This window comes from Roseibacillus ishigakijimensis, assembly GCF_016595415.1.
GTDB classification, from domain to species: Bacteria; Verrucomicrobiota; Verrucomicrobiia; order Verrucomicrobiales; family Akkermansiaceae; genus Roseibacillus; species Roseibacillus ishigakijimensis.
In genome coordinates this window covers 1-16,640 of sequence record NZ_JAENIO010000002.1, presented here as the reverse complement: position 1 = coordinate 16,640, position 16,640 = coordinate 1, and the positions used below count along the sequence as shown (strand labels likewise).

Here is a 16,640-nt window from a genome sequence, read left to right as displayed (position 1 = left end):
AGGCCATGCTGCGCACACTATTCTTTCTGCTCTGCTGCGGGGGCGCCTTGCTGGCCCAAGAGAATGACGAGACTCTGCAACGTCCCAGCATCATCCTGGTCATGGCCGATGATCAGGGTTGGGGTGATACCGGCTACAATGGCCACCCCTTTGTGCAAACCCCGGCCCTCGATGAAATGGCCCGGAAAGGACTGGTTTTCGATCGCTTCTACGCGGCCGCCCCGGTCTGCTCTCCCACCCGGGCCAGCGTCTTGACCGGGCGCCACCCTCTGCGCGGAAAGGTTCCCAACCATGGCCGCTACCTCCGTCCCCACGAATACACTCTCGCCGAAGCCCTCCGCGACGCGGGCTATGTCACCGGCCTCTTTGGCAAATACCACCTCGGGGCCGCCCAACCCGACACCCCCTGCAACCCCGGAGGCATGGGCTTTGAGGAGTGGGTCATCGGCCTCAACTTTTTCGACAACGACCCCTATCTGAGTCGACAAGGACACATCGAGCAACACCAAGGCCGGGGCTCGGTTCTGCTCATGGACCACGCCCTGGACTTTCTCGCCCGCCATCAGAAGGGCGAAAAACCTCTCTTTGCGGTGATCTGGTTCCCCTCGCCCCACCTGCCCCATGCCGAAAGCACGGCGAACGAAGAGCTTTACCAGGAGCACGAACACGCCGCCTACTACCGCGAAATCACTCTCTTGGATCAACAGGTGGGCCGTCTCCGCTCCACTTTGCAGAAATCCCCGATCGCCGAGAACACCATTTTGTGGTTCTGCAGCGACAATGGCGGCTTGGTCTCCGCGACCAGTGGCGGGCGGAATAAAAAAGGGAGCGTTTACGAAGGAGGGCTCCGGGTGCCCGCCATCGTGGAGTGGCCCTCCCGCTCCCTCTCCGGCCGCTGTGCCCACCCCGTTTCCACCAGTGATCTCTATCCCACCCTGCTCGCCTGGGCGGGAATCAGCACCCCGCCTCCTCACCCTCTCGACGGAATCGACATCACTCCCCTGCTGGCAGAAGACAGCCCGGGGCCAAGACCTCCGCTCGGCTTTTGGCATCACTTCCAAGAGGGGCAATCCACTCACAGCGATGCCATCTTACAAGACCTACTGGAAAAACAAGAGGCCGGAGCACCCCGTCCGCACAACCAGGCCCGGCTGCGCAAAGATGTCGACGAATTTCCCCTCTTTTCTCGCGAGGAGGCCCGGGGTCACGCCGCCTGGTTGGACTGGCCTTGGAAACTGCACCGCATCGATGGCGACCGCTACGAGCTCTATCACCTCGGGCAGGACCCCGGGGAAAGACAAGACCGCTCGGGGGAGCCCTCTTCCCAAGACCAGTTAGAGAAGATGAAAAAGGGACTGCATCACTGGATGAGTTCCGTGATCGACAGTCTGAATGGCGCCGATTACGACCTCCAGGGGGAGTAGACGAGCACACATTTTTGCCGCGTTTTGCCAAGAAAATGATCCTCCTTTTCGTTAGCAAGAGAAGTGATCATGTCCATGAAATCTCTTTTCGCCTTCGTTCTTTTGAGCGCGACCGTTTTTGGCAACCCCCAGCAACAGCGTCCCTGGCGCTCTCAGGACGGACGCAGCATCAGCGGAGTTTTTCTCTCCGCCGACGAAGACAGCGTGACCATTCGCAAGCGCAATGGCAGCTCGGTGGAAATCCCGGGCGCGCTCTTGCATGAGGAGGACTGGGCCTACGCCCGGGAGCTGGCGGAGGAAGCCCGTTTGCAGGACGAAGAAGCGCGCAAAGAGAAAGAACACGCCGATCTACTGGCCGGTCCCCTCACCTACGAACTTTCCGGAGGTTCGGAAAATTGGCCGGACGACCGCCGCCAACTCATCGTGGAGGCCATGGAGTCAGCCATCACCTTTCTCAACAAAAACGCCAACTTCAAGAAACATGTCTGGGCCAACAACAGTCCCGGCACCCCCACCGCCGACGCCAATTACGAAGGGTGGATCAACTGGGGCGGCACCATCAACCGCCGGGTGGCGCTGCATGAAATCAGTCACACCCTCGGCGTGGGCACTCACCACAACTGGCGCAAGTTCGTCAAAGACGGCAAATGGACAGGCGAACACGCCAATGCCCAGCTGCGCGAGTTCGATGGCCCCGAGGCCGTGCTGAGCGCCGACCGCATGCACTTCTGGCCCTACGGGCTGAATTTCGACAACGAATCCAATCCGGAAGCGGACTTGCGTTTCATCAAGATGGTCGAAGCCCTGCGCAAAGATATGGAGATTGCCAACGAGTAAAGGGTCACTCCCTTGATTCCTGCCCTTCCCTTGACGGCAGGTCAGCGCTGTGTGAGGGTCGCCGCGAACCTGCTGCGGGGGTGCCCTGGTGCCTCCCTGCGGCCAGCTCTCTCTTCACCCACCTCACACGCAACCTTCATCGACTATGGACCTCGAAATCTGGATCAGCCTCTTTCTCTACTTCGCCCTCATGATCGCCATCGGCTTTTATGCGGCGAAAAAATCCACCGCCAACTCCGAGGAATACATGCTGGGCGGGCGCAATCTCCACCCTGCGGTGGCCGCCCTTTCTGCAGGGGCCTCCGACATGTCCGGTTGGCTCCTGATGGGCCTCCCCGGTGCGCTCTACGCGGCTGGCCTCATCGAGGCTTGGATTGGGATCGGTCTGTTTCTCGGGGCCCTGGCCAATTGGCTCATCGTCGCTCCGCGGCTACGCGAGCAGACCGAGCGCTACGACAATGCGCTCACCGTGCCCCAATTTCTCGCCAATCGCTTTCCCTCCCGAGCCCTCCCCCTGCGTATGGTCTCGGCCATCATCGTGGTCATCTTTTTCGTCGTCTACACCGCCTCCGGTCTGGTAGCGGGAGGCAAACTCTTCGCCAGTGCCTTCGGGGAACTGATCAACCTCGGATTCATAAGCGACTACCTGTTCGGAGTCTGGTTCACCCTCGCCATCGTCCTGACCTACACCGTCATAGGTGGCTTTCTGGCGGTCAGCCTCACTGATTTCGTGCAAGGCTGCATCATGATGCTGGCCTTGGTCATCATGCCTCTGGTCATCCTCACCACGGGAAAAGGCGATGGCTTCGGACAAGCCGCTGGACGCCTCACCGAACTCGACCCCAACTTCCTCTCCCTGTTCAGCGGCCTCACCTTCGTCGGGCTCGTCTCGGCCTTGGCTTGGGGTTTGGGCTATTTTGGACAACCCCACATCATTGTCCGCTTCATGGCCGTGCGCTCCGTCGCGGATGTGGCCAAAGCCCGCAACATCGGGATGAGCTGGATGGCCATTGCCCTCCTCGGAGCCATCGGATTGGGCATTTTTGGCCGCGCCTACATCGAGCGCAATGGCATCGCGATTGAAGACCCCGAGACCATTTTCGTAGTCCTCTCCGGCCTCCTTTTCCACCCTCTGGTCACAGGCTTCCTCTACGCCGCCCTTCTTGCCGCCATCATGTCGACCATCTCCAGTCAATTGCTGGTTTCCTCCTCTTCCCTCACCGAGGATTTCTACCGCCTTTTCGTCAACAAGAAGGCCAGTGACAAGCAACTGGTCACCACCGGCCGCCTCAGCGTGCTGGCCGTAGGCATCATCGCCGCCCTCATTTCGGGAGATCCGGATTCCCAGGTTCTCAGTCTAGTCTCCAACGCTTGGGCCGGCTTCGGAGCTGCCTTTGGCCCCATGATTATCCTGGCGCTGACTTGGGAGAAAATGTCCGGGAGCGGAGCTCTGGCCGGAATGGTCACCGGGGCCGCTACCGTCATCATCTGGATCGCCACCGGGTTGAATGAGACCACCGGGATCTACGAGATCGTTCCCGGCTTTCTCCTCGCTTGGCTGGCCATTGTGGTGGTGAGCAAACGCACTCCCGTCGACGGGGAATTCCGGGCCCTGCATCCCGAGAGCTGATCCCGATCAGAGGGAGAACCTGGCGTGGGGATAAGCCTGACAAATGCTCAGAACTCCCCCCGGAAGACACAGCGTGCGGTGGGCGTTTCGTAAATCACAATCTCGCACAATCCCGGAAGGTCGGGCGCCAATTTGCGCCAAAACCAGGCCGCCAACCGCTCAATGGTGGGGCTCTCCAATCCCTCGATGTCGTTGAGATAGCCGTGGTCGAGCACTTCCAACAAGGGGTTCATGGCGTCGGAGATGCGCTTGTGGTCGTAAACCCAACCAATCTCTTCGTCCACTTCACCAGCCACGGAAATGTCCACCTTGAAGGAATGACCGTGCATCTGCCGACACTTGTGGCCTTCCGGCAAACTGGGCAGGGTGTGAGCCGCTTCGAAGCGGAACTCTTTCGTCAATTGGGCGCGCATGGCCGCACCCTACGGGATGTCGCGCGCTTTTGTCCATGGCAATGGACGACCGCCCTCTCCCGAAAAGCAAAAAAAAATCCGCGCTGCTCCCGGACGGAACAGGCGGATGAAATAGGTCTCCAACTTATCAGAGGACGACCTCAATTGAGCAAAGGAAACCCGAGCTTGCTCTCAGGACGACAGACCTTGCTCAGGGAATCTGTCGGCGATTGGAAAGTTCTTTCTCCCGCCGCTCCTTGTAATCGTGAGAAATCTGAATGGCCTTTTGCCTATCCTCCTCGCTGTAGTCCCAGAACTCCTGCACCACGGCCTCGGCCTTTGGGAAATGGCTGCCATCATCGCCCACTCGCTGCCGCAATTCGGCAAATTGCTTTTTCAAGGCCTCTCGGGTCTCAGCGTAAGCGGGGTCGTCATAAAGATTATTCAACTCCTGCGGATCCTTCGTGAGGTCGTAGAGTTCCCATGCCGGCGGGGTGGGGTATTCGCCTTCATAATCAACCCCGTAGTGAAAGATCAGCTTGTGGGTCTTGGTCCGGATGGCCATTTCTCCAGGATTGTCATGGTGGGCCATATGCATCCAGTAGCGATAGTAGGCTGCCTGCCGCCAGTCGGCGGGCTCTGCGCCGCTTTCACAAATTTGCCGGAAGGACTTTCCTTGCACCGACTCCGGAATCTCAATTCCCGCGTAGTCCAGCATGAGAGCCGGGAAGTCGACATTCTCGATGAGGGCCTCGCGACGCTCTCCCGCCGGCATGGCTTTGGGGTAACGGATGATTAGCGGCATCCGCATGGAGGGATCGTAGGCCCAGCGCTTGTCCTGGTAATCATTCTCGCCCAGCCAGAAGCCCTGGTCGCCAGTGTAAATAACGAGGGTGTTTTCCGCGAGCCCTTCCTTCTCGAGATAGTCGAGGACGCGTTTGAGGTTGTCGTCCACTCCCTTGACACAGCGCAGGTATTTTTTCAGATAAACCTGATAAGCAAAGCGTGTGGTCTCCTCTTCGCTGAAAGTCACCGGATCGTAGTCCTTGGGAAATTCCTCAGGATAGAGCTGGAACAAGTCGACGGCATAGGAACGGCGGGGATTGCGTGTGCCGATGGACGTCCCGATATGCGGGAAAAGCTCATCCTCATGACCCCGGGTAGCGAGGGAACCGAACGTGGCGGGAACGTCATAAAGAGTGGGAGGCTCGGGGATGGTGACGTCCGCCAGATAGTCCTGATACCGTTCGGCGTTGTCGAACATGTCGTGGGGAGCCTTGAATTGGTAGCAGACGAAGAAGGGCTTGTCCGGATCCCGCTTTTCCTCAAACCATTCCAGCATGGAGTCGGTGATGGCATCGGAGGAATGCTCGCCCTTGTGCTGGACGGTATTCTCCCCAAAGGGCTTCTCACCCTGCACCCGAAAGACGGTGTCGTGATAATGCCCTTGCCCGGGCAAAACCTTGTAGTAGTCGAAGTTGGGCTCCACTTTGAGGTGCCACTTGCCCACGATTGCCGTTTGGTATCCGGCCTCCCGCATTTGGATGGGCAGCATCTGCTTGTCCGGATCGATCTTGCCGTTCAGATCAGTCACGCCATTCACGTGAGGGTATTGTCCAGTGATGATACAGGCCCGGCTGGGGGTGCAAATCGCATTGGTGCAGAAAGCATTGTCAAAGACCACACCCTCGGCTGCCAATTGATCGAGAGTGGGCGTGGGATTCAGCTCCTTGAGCAAAGTCGCATACGCTCCCACCGCCTGGGTGGTGTGGTCGTCGGACATCACAAAGAGAATATTCGGCCGCTCAAGCTTCTCTTCCGTCTCGGCGACGGCAGGAAAAAAGGAGGCGGCAAGTGAGAGTGAAAAGGTGACTAGTCGCGTCTTCATGCGCAGAGGTAATGTCCTTCCGAGCGCGAGAATGGCCACAAAATTGGCAAAAAACGCGACATCGCCCGGATAGCCGCCTGCCATCGGTTCTTTTCCCACCTCCCTTCCCGGCTACCGCCTCGCCAGCGGATGAGGGGCTTCCGGAACCGCTACTAACAACACCTGCCCACTCTCACCCAAAGGAAGAGCCAGAACCCGCCCCGCGGCCACTACGAAGAGACTCTCCAAGCGAAAAAGATGCTCGTGGGCTCCTTCCTCCCATACATTTCTTACATCGAGCGAGATGTCGTAATAAATGCGGTCCTTGGAAGGCTCCACTGAATAGCGAACGGCAACTTCTCCTGACAAATCGTCAGGACCGCCCTCCTCCCCCTCTGCCCACCTGGAGAAACAAGCGCGTAAGGGCGCCTTCAAATCGAGGGTGTTCTGAAACACGGCCGCTGCTTCCTGATGAGAAAGCTGATTGAACAATGCCGTCTCCATATCCGTCCCGCCCAACCAGTCGCGATGTCCCGCAAACATCTCTTTGGAGAGCAGAAAAAAGCCCAGTTCGTCCTCCTCCAAGCGCAGAAGAGAGGAGGCGGAAACCCCACGCGGAACCAACTGACTGGTCGCCTGAGACAACCCCTCCCCTTCGCGTTCCCGAAAAGATTCAACAGTCTGAAATTGAGCGGATTCGTCGTCATTTTTCCGCTTTCCCCATTCTCGCGAAAATAGGGAAAAGGCAACGAGAACGACCAAAGCAAAAGACCCTCCCAAGGGAAGGAGGACACCGGGACGAAGCGGAACTTTTACTCTCATGGCTTGGAACGCTAAGAATCAAACGCCGCCCAAGTTATTAATCGTCTGGAAAATAGCTGAAATCATGGCGTAGGCCATCGTGCCCACCAGCGAAGCCATCAGCAGCAAAACGGCTGGCATGACCATCGCCATTACCTTCTGCAGAGCGGCATCCAGTTCTTTGTCAAAGCGTTCCGCCGCCCGCCGGAGAGCGAGATCAATCTTTCCGGTTTGCTCCCCCACCGCCACCATGTCGATGAGCAATGGGGGAAAAATCTGAGAACGAATCATGGCAGAGGAGAGGGAACGACCATCCCCCACCATCTCGATCATTTCGTCCATGCTGCTGCGCAGATGGATATTCTGCGCGGCATCGCGGGTCAGCTCCAGAGAACGCAGCAACGGCAGGCCATTGGCCACCAGATTGGCCATGGTTTCGAGAAACTGCACATAGAAGCGGCCTCGAACGACATTGCCGTAGAGGGGCAGCTTGAGCTTGATGCGATCCCAGGCCGGGCGATTGCGCTCGGCATCCTTCCACGCCTTGAAGAAGATGGCCGCCGCCACTAGCACGAGCAAGGCGACCAGCCACCATTGCCGGGCGAAGTCACTGGCCCCGATCATCACCCGCACCCCGATGGGCATCTCCGAGCCCGGAGTGCCCTTGAGCAATCCAGTGAGCTGCGGGATCAGTTTGGTCACAAAAATCACCGAGACTCCGATGCCAGAAAGAATGAGGAAACTGGGGTAAATAAGGGCCAGGGTGATGCGGCCTTTGAGTTCTTGAATGGTCTTCAGGTAATGGGCCTGTCGGCGCAAAATGGTATCGAGGGCGCCACTGGCCTCCCCGGCAGCGGCCAAGGAGCAATAGAGAGGGCCGAAGCTGGGGCTGACGCGCTTGAGGGCTTGGGAAAAGCTCGTGCCATCGCGCACCAGGGTGCGGATGCGCTCGGAGACCACCTTGATGGTGCCGTCCTCCTCCCTATCCTCCATCGCCCGGAGCGCGGGCTCGAGCTGGAGACCGGCCGCCAACATGTCGCTGAGTTCTTCCGTGAAATACACGACTTCCTTGGACTTCATCTTGATGGGGCCTTCCGGCACCTCGGTGTTCTTGTCCTTGGCCTTCGCCTTGGGAGAAGCTTTCACCAAGCCCTCGGGCCTGGCCTTCACCGAGGGTTTGCGCCGGGCACTGGTCTTGTCCACCTTGCTGGGCTTGGCCACCACTTTGGCCTCGGACACCTTGACCGGCTGGAGCCCTTTTTTGTCCAGCTGGCGCAGGGCTTCCCCACGGTCGCCAGCGGTCAATTCTCCGGTGACCACCGCTCCTCCAGCCCCCAGCGCCTTGTAGTTAAAAACTGCCATTTCGATACCCTTCGCTTGCGTTCATCAAACATCGCCTCCGAGGTCAACCGCAGTCGCGGAGACCACTTCCTCCACCGTGGTCATCCCGGTCATCACCTTATACCAGCCATAGTCCCGCATGGGTACGTAACCGTCTTTGACCGCCTGTTCCTTAAGTTCATTGCCATTGGCCCCCTTGATGATGAGGTCCTGCATTTTCTCGGTGAGGATAGCCACTTCGTAAATGGCGAGACGTCCGGCGAATCCAGTGTTGCGGCACTTGTCGCAGCCGCCGGGTTCGTAAGCCTGCCCTTCCAGATGGGGAATCTTCAGTCGGCGGCGCTGGTCGTCGGTGATTTCCACCGGCACGCGGCAGTGTAGGCAGAGTTTGCGCACCAAGCGCTGGGCCAGAAAGGCTCGCACCGCCGCACTGACCAGGAAGGGCTCCACCCCCATGTCCACCAGACGGCTGATGCCGCCGAGCGAATCGTTGGTGTGCAGGGTACTGAAAACGAGGTGACCGGTCAGGGAGGCGCGAATGGCAATCTCGGCCGTTTCAAGGTCCCGGATCTCCCCCAGCATCACGATATTGGGGTCGGCCCGCAAAATGGAGCGCAGACCGCTGGCGAAGGTGAGGCCGATGTCGGACTTCACCGCGATCTGCATCACGCCATCGAGCTTGTTCTCCACCGGGTCCTCCACCGTCACGATGCGGGTGTCGGGCGTGTTCAGCTCGCTGAGAAAGGAGTAAAGGCTGGTCGACTTACCCGAACCGGTCGGTCCGGTAATGAGAATAATGCCATTGGAAAGACTGAGCAGCTGCCGGATGGGATCGAGCACAAAGGGCTCCATGCCCAACTTCTCGACATTGAATTTCTGCTGGTTGAGCAAACGCAGACTGACGCTTTCCCCCTCCACCGTCGGGACCGTGGCCACCCGCACGTCGATGGACTGGCCTTCGAGAGAGAGGTTGATGCGGCCATCCTGCGGCAGCCGCTTCTCCGCGATATCGAGCCGCGACATAATCTTGAGACGGGCAATGACCGAACTCTGCAAAGTCTTGATCTGGTCCGGCACCGCGACCTCGATGAGGCGGCCGTCGACGCGGTAACGAATGCGGAGATTGTTGGCAAGGGGCTCGACGTGCACGTCGGTGGCCCCCTGGTCCAGCGCTTCGCGTAAAATCTGGTTCACGAACTTCACCACGCTCGCCTCGGTGTCGTCATCATCGATGACATTGGCCTCATCCTGGACCTCCAGATTCTCAAGGTCCATATCGCGCCCTTCGAGAATTTGCTCAAAGGTGTCCGCCCCCACCCCGTAGAGGCGGCGGAGACCTTCGTGCACCCGGCGGCGGGAGGCCATTTTCCAAATAAGAGGATAATCAATGGCCTGCACGGCGGCTTGCTTGGCCAGCAGATTGAAGGGGTCATAGGTCGCCATCACCAGGCTCTCGTCGCCCTCTTCGCCCACCACCGCAACAGGCAGGACCTGATGGCCCAGCGCCACCCGGGGACCGCAGACCTCCCGCAAGTCGGCCGCCTTCTCGGGAGCCGGAATTTCGGCCAGCCACTCCATCCCCAGATTGTGAGCCAATTGCTGCATGTAGGGTTCCTCATCGACCGCCCCGGTATCGAGGACATCATCGATGGGAGACCGTTGCCGTTGCCGCGCCGCGCCCAAAACTTCCTCCACCGCAGTCAAGTCCTCACATCCGGTCTCGCGGGCCGGTTCCAACAACAAATTGATCATCGCTCCTTTGTAGGAAACAGAACGCCGCAAACCGTCCCGGCTGTCAGCAATTTTCCTCCCGCAAGACGGAAAAAAGCGCCGCCGCCCCTCCCCGGCCTGCCAAATGGGTAGCCCGCCCCCTGGCCGGAGCGTTCAAAGAGCCCGGAAACCCTCTCTCCGCCCCTCTTCCCGCCCGCAAGGTCACCAAGGAAACTGCGATTACTCGCCGAGCCCTGAAAAAAAGCGTCGATTTTCTGGTATAAAGCGGCCGTGATTCGATTCAACCCTCTGCCTCTCCTCACCACCAGCCTTGTAGTGACGAGCTCGCTCGCGGCCGAACCCGGCGAGACGATTTACCAAAAAGGATTCCTTTCTCCGCAAGAAGCGCTGGAATCCATCGAACTGCAAGACGGCTATCGGCTGGAACTCGTGCTGAGCGATCCGCATATCCACGAGCCCGTGACCATGGCCTGGGATGGCAATGGCGTGCTCTACGTGGCCGAGATGCGCACCTACATGCAGGACGCCGATGCCACTGGAGAGCAGAAGCCCCTGAGCCGAATCTCCCGCCATGAGGACACCGATGGCGATGGCGTTTATGACAAACACAGCGTCTTCGTGGACAATCTCCTCCTCCCGCGCATGATTTTGCCCCTCGATGACCGGATTATGGTCGGAGTGACCAACACGCTGGACCTCTGGACCTACCGCGATGGCGATGGCGACGGCGTGGCCGACGAGAAAGTGAAAATTTATGAAGGAGGGCCGCGCGGTGGCAACATGGAGCACCAGCCCAGCGGCCTGCTCTGGAACCTCGACAACTGGATCTACCTCACCTACGAAGCCAAGCGCTACCGCTTCACGGATGGCGAGCTGGAGGTGGAAAATCTGCCGCGTGGCGGGGGGCAATGGGGCCTCACCCGGGATGATGCCGGACGCCTCTACTACTCGACGGCCGGCGGGGAAAAGCCAGCGATGTTTTTCCAGCAACCCATGGCCTACGGAGGCTTGCAACTCTCCGGACAAGAAGAGGAAGGATTCCGCACGGTGTATCCCATCGCCCCCGTTCCCGATGTGCAGGGAGGCCTGCGCCGAGTGGGCGAAAATGGCGGACTCAATGCCTTCACGGGAGTTGCCGGACAAGGAATCTATCGCGGCGATCGCTTGCCGGCCGACCTGAAAGGCGACCTCCTCATCCCCGAGCCCGTGGGACGCCTGATCCGGCAAGTGGAAGTCGACCGCCAAAATGGCAAGACCGTGCTGCGCAATGTCCATCCCGGCTCGGAGTTCCTGCGCACCCGCGACCTCAACTTCCGCCCGGTCTGGACCGCGACCTCGCCCGATGGAGCCATGATGATCCTCGACATGCACCGGGGCATCATCCAGCAAGGAAACTGGACCCGCCCGGGCAGTTACCTCCGGGAAGTGATCGACAAGTGGGGCATGGCCAAGAACATCGGACGAGGACGCCTCTACCGCCTCGTGCACGACAGCTACACCCCCGACCGACAACCCCGGATGCTGGAGGAAAGCACAGCCGAGCTCGTGGCCCATCTCTCCCACCCCAATGGCTGGTGGCGCGATACCGCGCAAAAGCTCATCCTCCTGCGCGAGGACCGCGAATCCGTGATCCCCGCCTTGCAAAACCTCCTGCAAAATGGCGAGAGCGAGCTGGGCCGCCTGCACGCCCTCTGGACCCTGGAGGGAATGGATGCCCTCGCTGCGGAACAAGTCGCGACCGCGCTCGCAGACCCCGCCTCGCTGGTGCGCACCTCGGCCATCCGCACCGCCGAACCCTTCTTCGCAACCGGAGAAGAAAGTGTGATCTCCGCTCTCCTGGGCTCGCCCCACCTCGAAGAACAGGCCGATCTCGAGATGGTCTTGCAAGCTTATAACTCCATTCTCGTCAGTGGCACCACCCATGAGGGCTTGCTGGCGCTGAGCTCTCATATCGAGGAAAACTACCACGACCATGAAGTGGTGGCCGAACTCGTCGAGCTGCAAAAAACACGGCGCAAGGAACTGGCTATGATCGCCGCGCAAAAAGCGAAAAACGCCTATCTGGCCGCCAGCCTCGAACGCGGACAAGTGATCTACCAGCAACTCTGCTTCTCCTGCCACGCCAGTGACGGCACCGGCACACCCATGCCGGGGCAGGAGGGAGAGAAGCTCGCCCCCTCTTTCGTTGACTCCGCCCGCATCTTGCAAGACCGGGGAGAAAACGCCATCCGCACCCTTCTCCATGGACTCACCGGCCCGCTCGATGGACGCCATTACGAGGGTCTCATGGTCGCCATGGCCAACAATGACGACCAATGGATTGCGGACGCCAGCAACTACATTCGCAATAGCTTTGGCAACGAAGCCCCGGCTGTCACCGCCGAACATGTGGCCCAACTGCGCCAGTTCCACCACGATCGCAGCGAGCCCTGGACGCAAGCGGAATTGGAGGCCCTCCAGCCCCAGCCCCTGCCCGATCGCCAGAATTGGAAACTCACTGCCAGCCATGGCGCGAAAGACCTCGCTGCCGCCGTGGATGGCAATCCCAAGACCCGCTACACCACCGGCACCCAGCAACGACCCGACATGTGGCTGCAGATCGAATTTCCGCGCGAGCTCTCCCTCAGCACTCTGGTGCTCGACAGCCGCTCCTCGCCCAAAGACGCCCCCCGCCAGTACCGCGTGGAGGTTTCTTCAGATGGCAAGGACTGGGGGACACCGCTGGTGGAGGGGCGCGGCACCGCGGCCCTCACCCGCATCCACCTCCCCTTCGGCACCCGTGGCCGCTTTGTGAGAATTTCGCAAATCGGGAAGGACGCGCACTACTTCTGGTCCATCCACGAGCTGGAAGTCTTGGGAAAATGACACCCCTCGGGGCCAATTTTTCCTTTCGCGTTTCCCCCGGCGAGGCCATCACTGGGACATGCTCACTCCGGTAGCCAACCGCCGCGATACGGGTTCCCTCAAGTGGGACCGCCGCCCCGACCTCGATCCCTTCTGGGTCGCCGACATGGACTTCCAAAGCCCGCCCGAGGTGATGGAAGCTCTGCGTCAGCGAGTCGACCACGGGGTCTTCGGCTACGCCTTGCCCCACCCCTCGCTGGTGGAAACCGTGCAGAGCTATCTCGCGCGGCGCATCGGCTATGAAGCGAAGGAAGAGGAAATCGTCCACCTGGGAGGTCTCGTTCCCGCTCTCTCCATGGCGGGCCGGGCCTTCGCCAAGCCGGGGGAAAGCCTCATGACCTGCACCCCGGTCTACCCCCCCTTCCTCGGGGTGCATCGCGATGGCGGCACCGAGCTGATCACAGTGGAGCACGTGCAGGTGGAGGGAGTGTGGACCTTCGATTGGGAAAAAATGGTGGCTGCCGTCAAGCAAGACACCCGCGTTTTCATCCTCTCCAACCCGCAGAACCCCCTCGGACGGGTACTCACCGAGCGCGAGATGGTCAAGCTGGCCACTTTCTGCCAAAAGCTAGGCATCCTCCTCGTCTCGGACGAAATCCACTGCGACCTCATTCTCGACGAAGAGGAAACCCCACACTTCTCCGCACTCAATCTCCCGGAGGACTTGCGCAAAAACACCATCACCCTCCTTTCCCCCTCCAAGACCTACAACATCGCCGGTCTCGGCTATGCCTACGCGGTCATTCCCGATGACAGCGTGCGACGCCGCTTCCAAGCGGCCAAGGGCCACACTCTCTCGGAGATCAATGCCCTATCCTACCACGCCGCAGAAGCCGCCTACAACCACGGCGAACCCTGGCGCCAGGAGCTGCTTTCCGTGCTGCGCAAGAACCGCAACCTGTTGACCTCTACTCTGGCCAACGAACTGCCCGCCGTGGTGGTGCCCGAGATCGAGGCCACCTATCTCGCCTGGATCGATTGCCAGGCCCTCTCCCACCAAAACCCGGCCCAGGTGGCCGAGGAGAAGGAGCAGCTCTTCCTCTCCGACGGAGCCTTCTTCGGTTTCCCCAAGGCCGTCCGCTTCAACTACGGCTGCCCCACCCACCGGGTGCAGGAGGGCCTCACCAAATTGGTGCGGGCTCTACGGGACTAGAGGAAAGCTATGCAGCCGAAGCGCCGTTCAGCCATCGGCTGAGGCCTTGGGTCTCCGCTAGTGGACTTTTACAAAAAGCCCGGTCGTCCAGGGACGCCGGGCTTTTTTCAGAATGACGTTGGAGAGCGATCACAGGCCCCCATCGGTGACCGCTCCTTCACTGGCGGAGGCCACCAATTTGCCAAATTTCGCCAAAACTCCCCGCTTGTAGCGCGGCTCGGGCTGCACCCAATTCGCCTTGCGGGCGGCCAATTCCTCTTCGCTCAGAGCAACATCGATGCGGTTATCCAGCGCGTTGATCGTGATCTCATCGCCATCCTGCAAGAGCCCGATGGGACCGCCTTCAAAGGCCTCGGGAGTGATGTGCCCGGCCACAAAGCCATGACTGCCCCCGGAGAAGCGTCCGTCGGTGATGAGAGCCACGCTCTCGCCCAAACCCCGGCCCATGACCGCAGCGGTGGGTCCGAGCATTTCGCGCATGCCGGGCCCCCCCTTGGGGCCTTCCATACGGATTACGATCACGTCGCCCGCCACGATGGAGCCATCGAGAATCGCGTCCATGGCATCCTCCTCGCGGTCAAAAACCCGGGCCCGCCCGGTGAAGGCTTCGCCCTCTTTGCCAGAAATCTTGGCCACCGCGCCTCCGGGGGCGAGATTGCCGTAGAGAATGCGCAAGTGGCTGTCCTTCTTGATGGGCTTGTCGAGCGGATAAATCACGTCCTGATCGGCGGGATACTCCAGGGGCGAATTGGCAAGATTTTCCGCCAGGGTCTTGCCCGTGACGGTCAGACAATCACCGTGCAGGAGGCCGCCCTGGAGTAGCATCTTCATCAAGGGCACCGTGCCGCCAATTTTGACCAGCTCAGCCATCACATACTTGCCGCTGGGCTTCAGATCGGCCACCACGGGCACACGCTTGCCAATCTCAGTAAAGTCATCGATGGAGAGCTCGACCTCCGCCGCATGAGCAATGGCGAGGAGGTGCAGGACGGCATTGGTGGAGCCACCCAGGGCGATGACCACCGTGATGGCGTTCTCGAAGGCCTTGCGGGTCATGATGTCGCGGGGTTTGATCCCTTTTTCCAGAAGATGCAACACGGCCGCCCCCGAGTCGAAACAGTCGCGCATCTTGTCATCGCTCACCGCCGCCTGCGCGGAGCTATTGGGCAAAGACATGCCGAGGGCCTCAATGGCGCTGGCCATGGTGTTGGCAGTATACATGCCTCCGCAGGAACCCGGCCCGGGGATGGCGTTCTCCTCCACCGCCTGCAGCTCCGCGTCGGAATACTCACCGCTGGCGTGCTTGCCCACCGCCTCAAAAACGGAAACCACGTCGAGCGACTTCTCCTCGCCCTTCACCGTCGCGCAACCGGGCAAAATGGTGCCGCCGTAGACAAAAACGGCGGGACGGTTCATGCGCGCCATCGCCATCACGCAGGCCGGCATATTCTTGTCACAACCACCGATGGCGACGTAGCCGTCCATGCCCTCACACCCCACCACGGTCTCGATGGAATCGGCAATTACCTCCCGGCTGACGAGAGAATACTTCATCCCCTCGGTGCCCATGGAAATGCCGTCGGAAATGGTGATAGTGTTGAAAATAACCGCCTTGCCTCCCGCGGCATCCGCACCCTTGGCGCTCTCCTTGGCGAGGCGATCGATGTGATAATTGCAGGGAGTCACCTGACTCCAAGTGGAAGCGACCCCGACTACCGGCTTGGAAAAATCCTCTTTTTTGAAACCCACTGGATAAAGCATCGCCCGCGAGGGCGCGCGGTCCGCTCCATCCAAAACTTGTGACGAGTATTTCCGTTTGTCCGAGTTGCAGCTCATAAGAGCGGAAGGATCCCCTGCCCACCCGCTTTCGTCAAGTTTGTGGATGCCCCACCGCGTCAAAAAGAATAACACCTCAAGCAGTCCCCACCGGGAACGATGAGAGGCAAGGCCATCACCCAGGCCCATAAGAGCTGTCCAAACTCTGGGGTCGGGTCATTGTCTGCAGTGGTCCCCTTACCGTTGCCGGCAAACTCGGAGTTTTATTGATGCTCAGCAAGGCTCTCAAGGAAGGGAGGGACGGTCAAGCTGGTTCAACTTGCCAGGGCTATAGGGCGGGTAGCCCCGCTGCCCGCCGTCCAGCACCCCGCGGCCAATCGGCACCTGAAAAAGAAAGCCATTCATCGCACCAAATTTTTAAGAACCTGCGGCCAAATCAGTCGAACATCCTGCCCGACACCCGCATTCACCTTCACTTCCCAACCCTGCTTCCGCCCTTCGCGACGCCAAGTTTTTCCTGCTCCATCAGTATCCACAAATGGCAGAAAAAGGGTCACCCGGCTCTCCACCCCCTCAACAACAACCGGCTTCCCTTTAGGATGAACGAGGATCACATGACCTGCCGAATGACTCGACGCTACGCGCAAACCTTCTTGAGACTTCGAGCCACAAGCTACAATCAATTCATATGAGGTGCGGTAATTTCTTGGACCACGCCTTAACCAAATGAAGACTGAAGCCATGAAAGGCCGTAAGCGTTATACCAAGGAATTCAAAACCCAGG

12 protein-coding genes are annotated in these 16,640 nt (G+C 59.8%); 5 read left to right on the top strand and 7 right to left on the bottom strand.

Annotated elements, in window-relative coordinates:
- Positions 1–5: 5 nt before the first annotated feature.
- The 3 genes from JIN78_RS00855 to putP all read left to right on the top strand — a co-directional run bounded on the left by JIN78_RS00855 (position 6) and on the right by putP (position 3,891).
- On the top strand, positions 6–1,424 hold the full coding sequence (locus JIN78_RS00855) for a sulfatase-like hydrolase/transferase (RefSeq protein WP_200390029.1): 1,419 nt from the start codon (positions 6–8) through the stop codon (positions 1,422–1,424).
- Positions 1,425–1,493: 69 nt separating this feature from the next.
- Complete coding sequence (locus tag JIN78_RS00850; RefSeq protein WP_200390028.1) at positions 1,494–2,261, top strand: hypothetical protein; 768 nt, start codon at positions 1,494–1,496, stop codon at positions 2,259–2,261.
- 145 nt (positions 2,262–2,406) lie between these two features.
- Complete coding sequence (gene putP / locus JIN78_RS00845; protein ID WP_200390027.1) at positions 2,407–3,891, top strand: sodium/proline symporter PutP; 1,485 nt, start codon at positions 2,407–2,409, stop codon at positions 3,889–3,891.
- Positions 3,892–3,938: 47 nt separating this feature from the next.
- Here the strand turns inward: putP and queD are convergent, their stop codons facing one another.
- The 5 genes from queD to JIN78_RS00820 form a co-directional block, all read right to left on the bottom strand.
- On the bottom strand, positions 3,939–4,304 hold the full coding sequence (gene queD, locus JIN78_RS00840) for a 6-carboxytetrahydropterin synthase QueD (RefSeq protein WP_200390026.1): 366 nt from the start codon (positions 4,302–4,304) through the stop codon (positions 3,939–3,941).
- A gap of 190 nt (positions 4,305–4,494) precedes the next feature.
- On the bottom strand, positions 4,495–6,171 hold the full coding sequence (locus JIN78_RS00835; protein ID WP_200390025.1) for a sulfatase family protein: 1,677 nt from the start codon (positions 6,169–6,171) through the stop codon (positions 4,495–4,497).
- Positions 6,172–6,282: 111 nt separating this feature from the next.
- Positions 6,283–6,795 carry a hypothetical protein gene (locus JIN78_RS00830; protein WP_200390024.1) on the bottom strand — a complete coding sequence of 171 codons (513 nt, stop codon included), beginning with the start codon at positions 6,793–6,795 and terminating at the stop codon, positions 6,283–6,285.
- A 195-nt stretch (positions 6,796–6,990) separates the two neighbouring features.
- Positions 6,991–8,313 carry a type II secretion system F family protein gene (locus JIN78_RS00825; protein WP_200390023.1) on the bottom strand — a complete coding sequence of 441 codons (1,323 nt, stop codon included), beginning with the start codon at positions 8,311–8,313 and terminating at the stop codon, positions 6,991–6,993.
- Between the two features lie 24 nt (positions 8,314–8,337).
- A complete protein-coding gene (locus JIN78_RS00820; RefSeq protein ID WP_200390022.1) occupies positions 8,338–10,044 on the bottom strand; it encodes a GspE/PulE family protein in 1,707 nt (568 codons plus the stop codon).
- Positions 10,045–10,293: 249 nt separating this feature from the next.
- Between JIN78_RS00820 and JIN78_RS17655 the strand changes: the two genes are divergently transcribed.
- Positions 10,294–12,888, top strand: coding sequence for a DUF7133 domain-containing protein (locus tag JIN78_RS17655; protein WP_200390021.1), 2,595 nt, complete (start codon positions 10,294–10,296; stop codon positions 12,886–12,888).
- A 58-nt stretch (positions 12,889–12,946) separates the two neighbouring features.
- Complete coding sequence (locus JIN78_RS00810) at positions 12,947–14,080, top strand: MalY/PatB family protein (protein WP_200390020.1); 1,134 nt, start codon at positions 12,947–12,949, stop codon at positions 14,078–14,080.
- 129 nt (positions 14,081–14,209) lie between these two features.
- On the opposite strand, the gene ilvD is transcribed toward JIN78_RS00810, so the two are convergent.
- On the bottom strand, positions 14,210–15,916 hold the full coding sequence (gene ilvD, locus JIN78_RS00805) for a dihydroxy-acid dehydratase (RefSeq protein ID WP_200390019.1): 1,707 nt from the start codon (positions 15,914–15,916) through the stop codon (positions 14,210–14,212).
- 341 nt (positions 15,917–16,257) lie between these two features.
- Positions 16,258–16,599, bottom strand: coding sequence for a hypothetical protein (locus JIN78_RS00800; protein WP_200390018.1), 342 nt, complete (start codon positions 16,597–16,599; stop codon positions 16,258–16,260).
- Positions 16,600–16,640 lie beyond the last annotated feature (41 nt).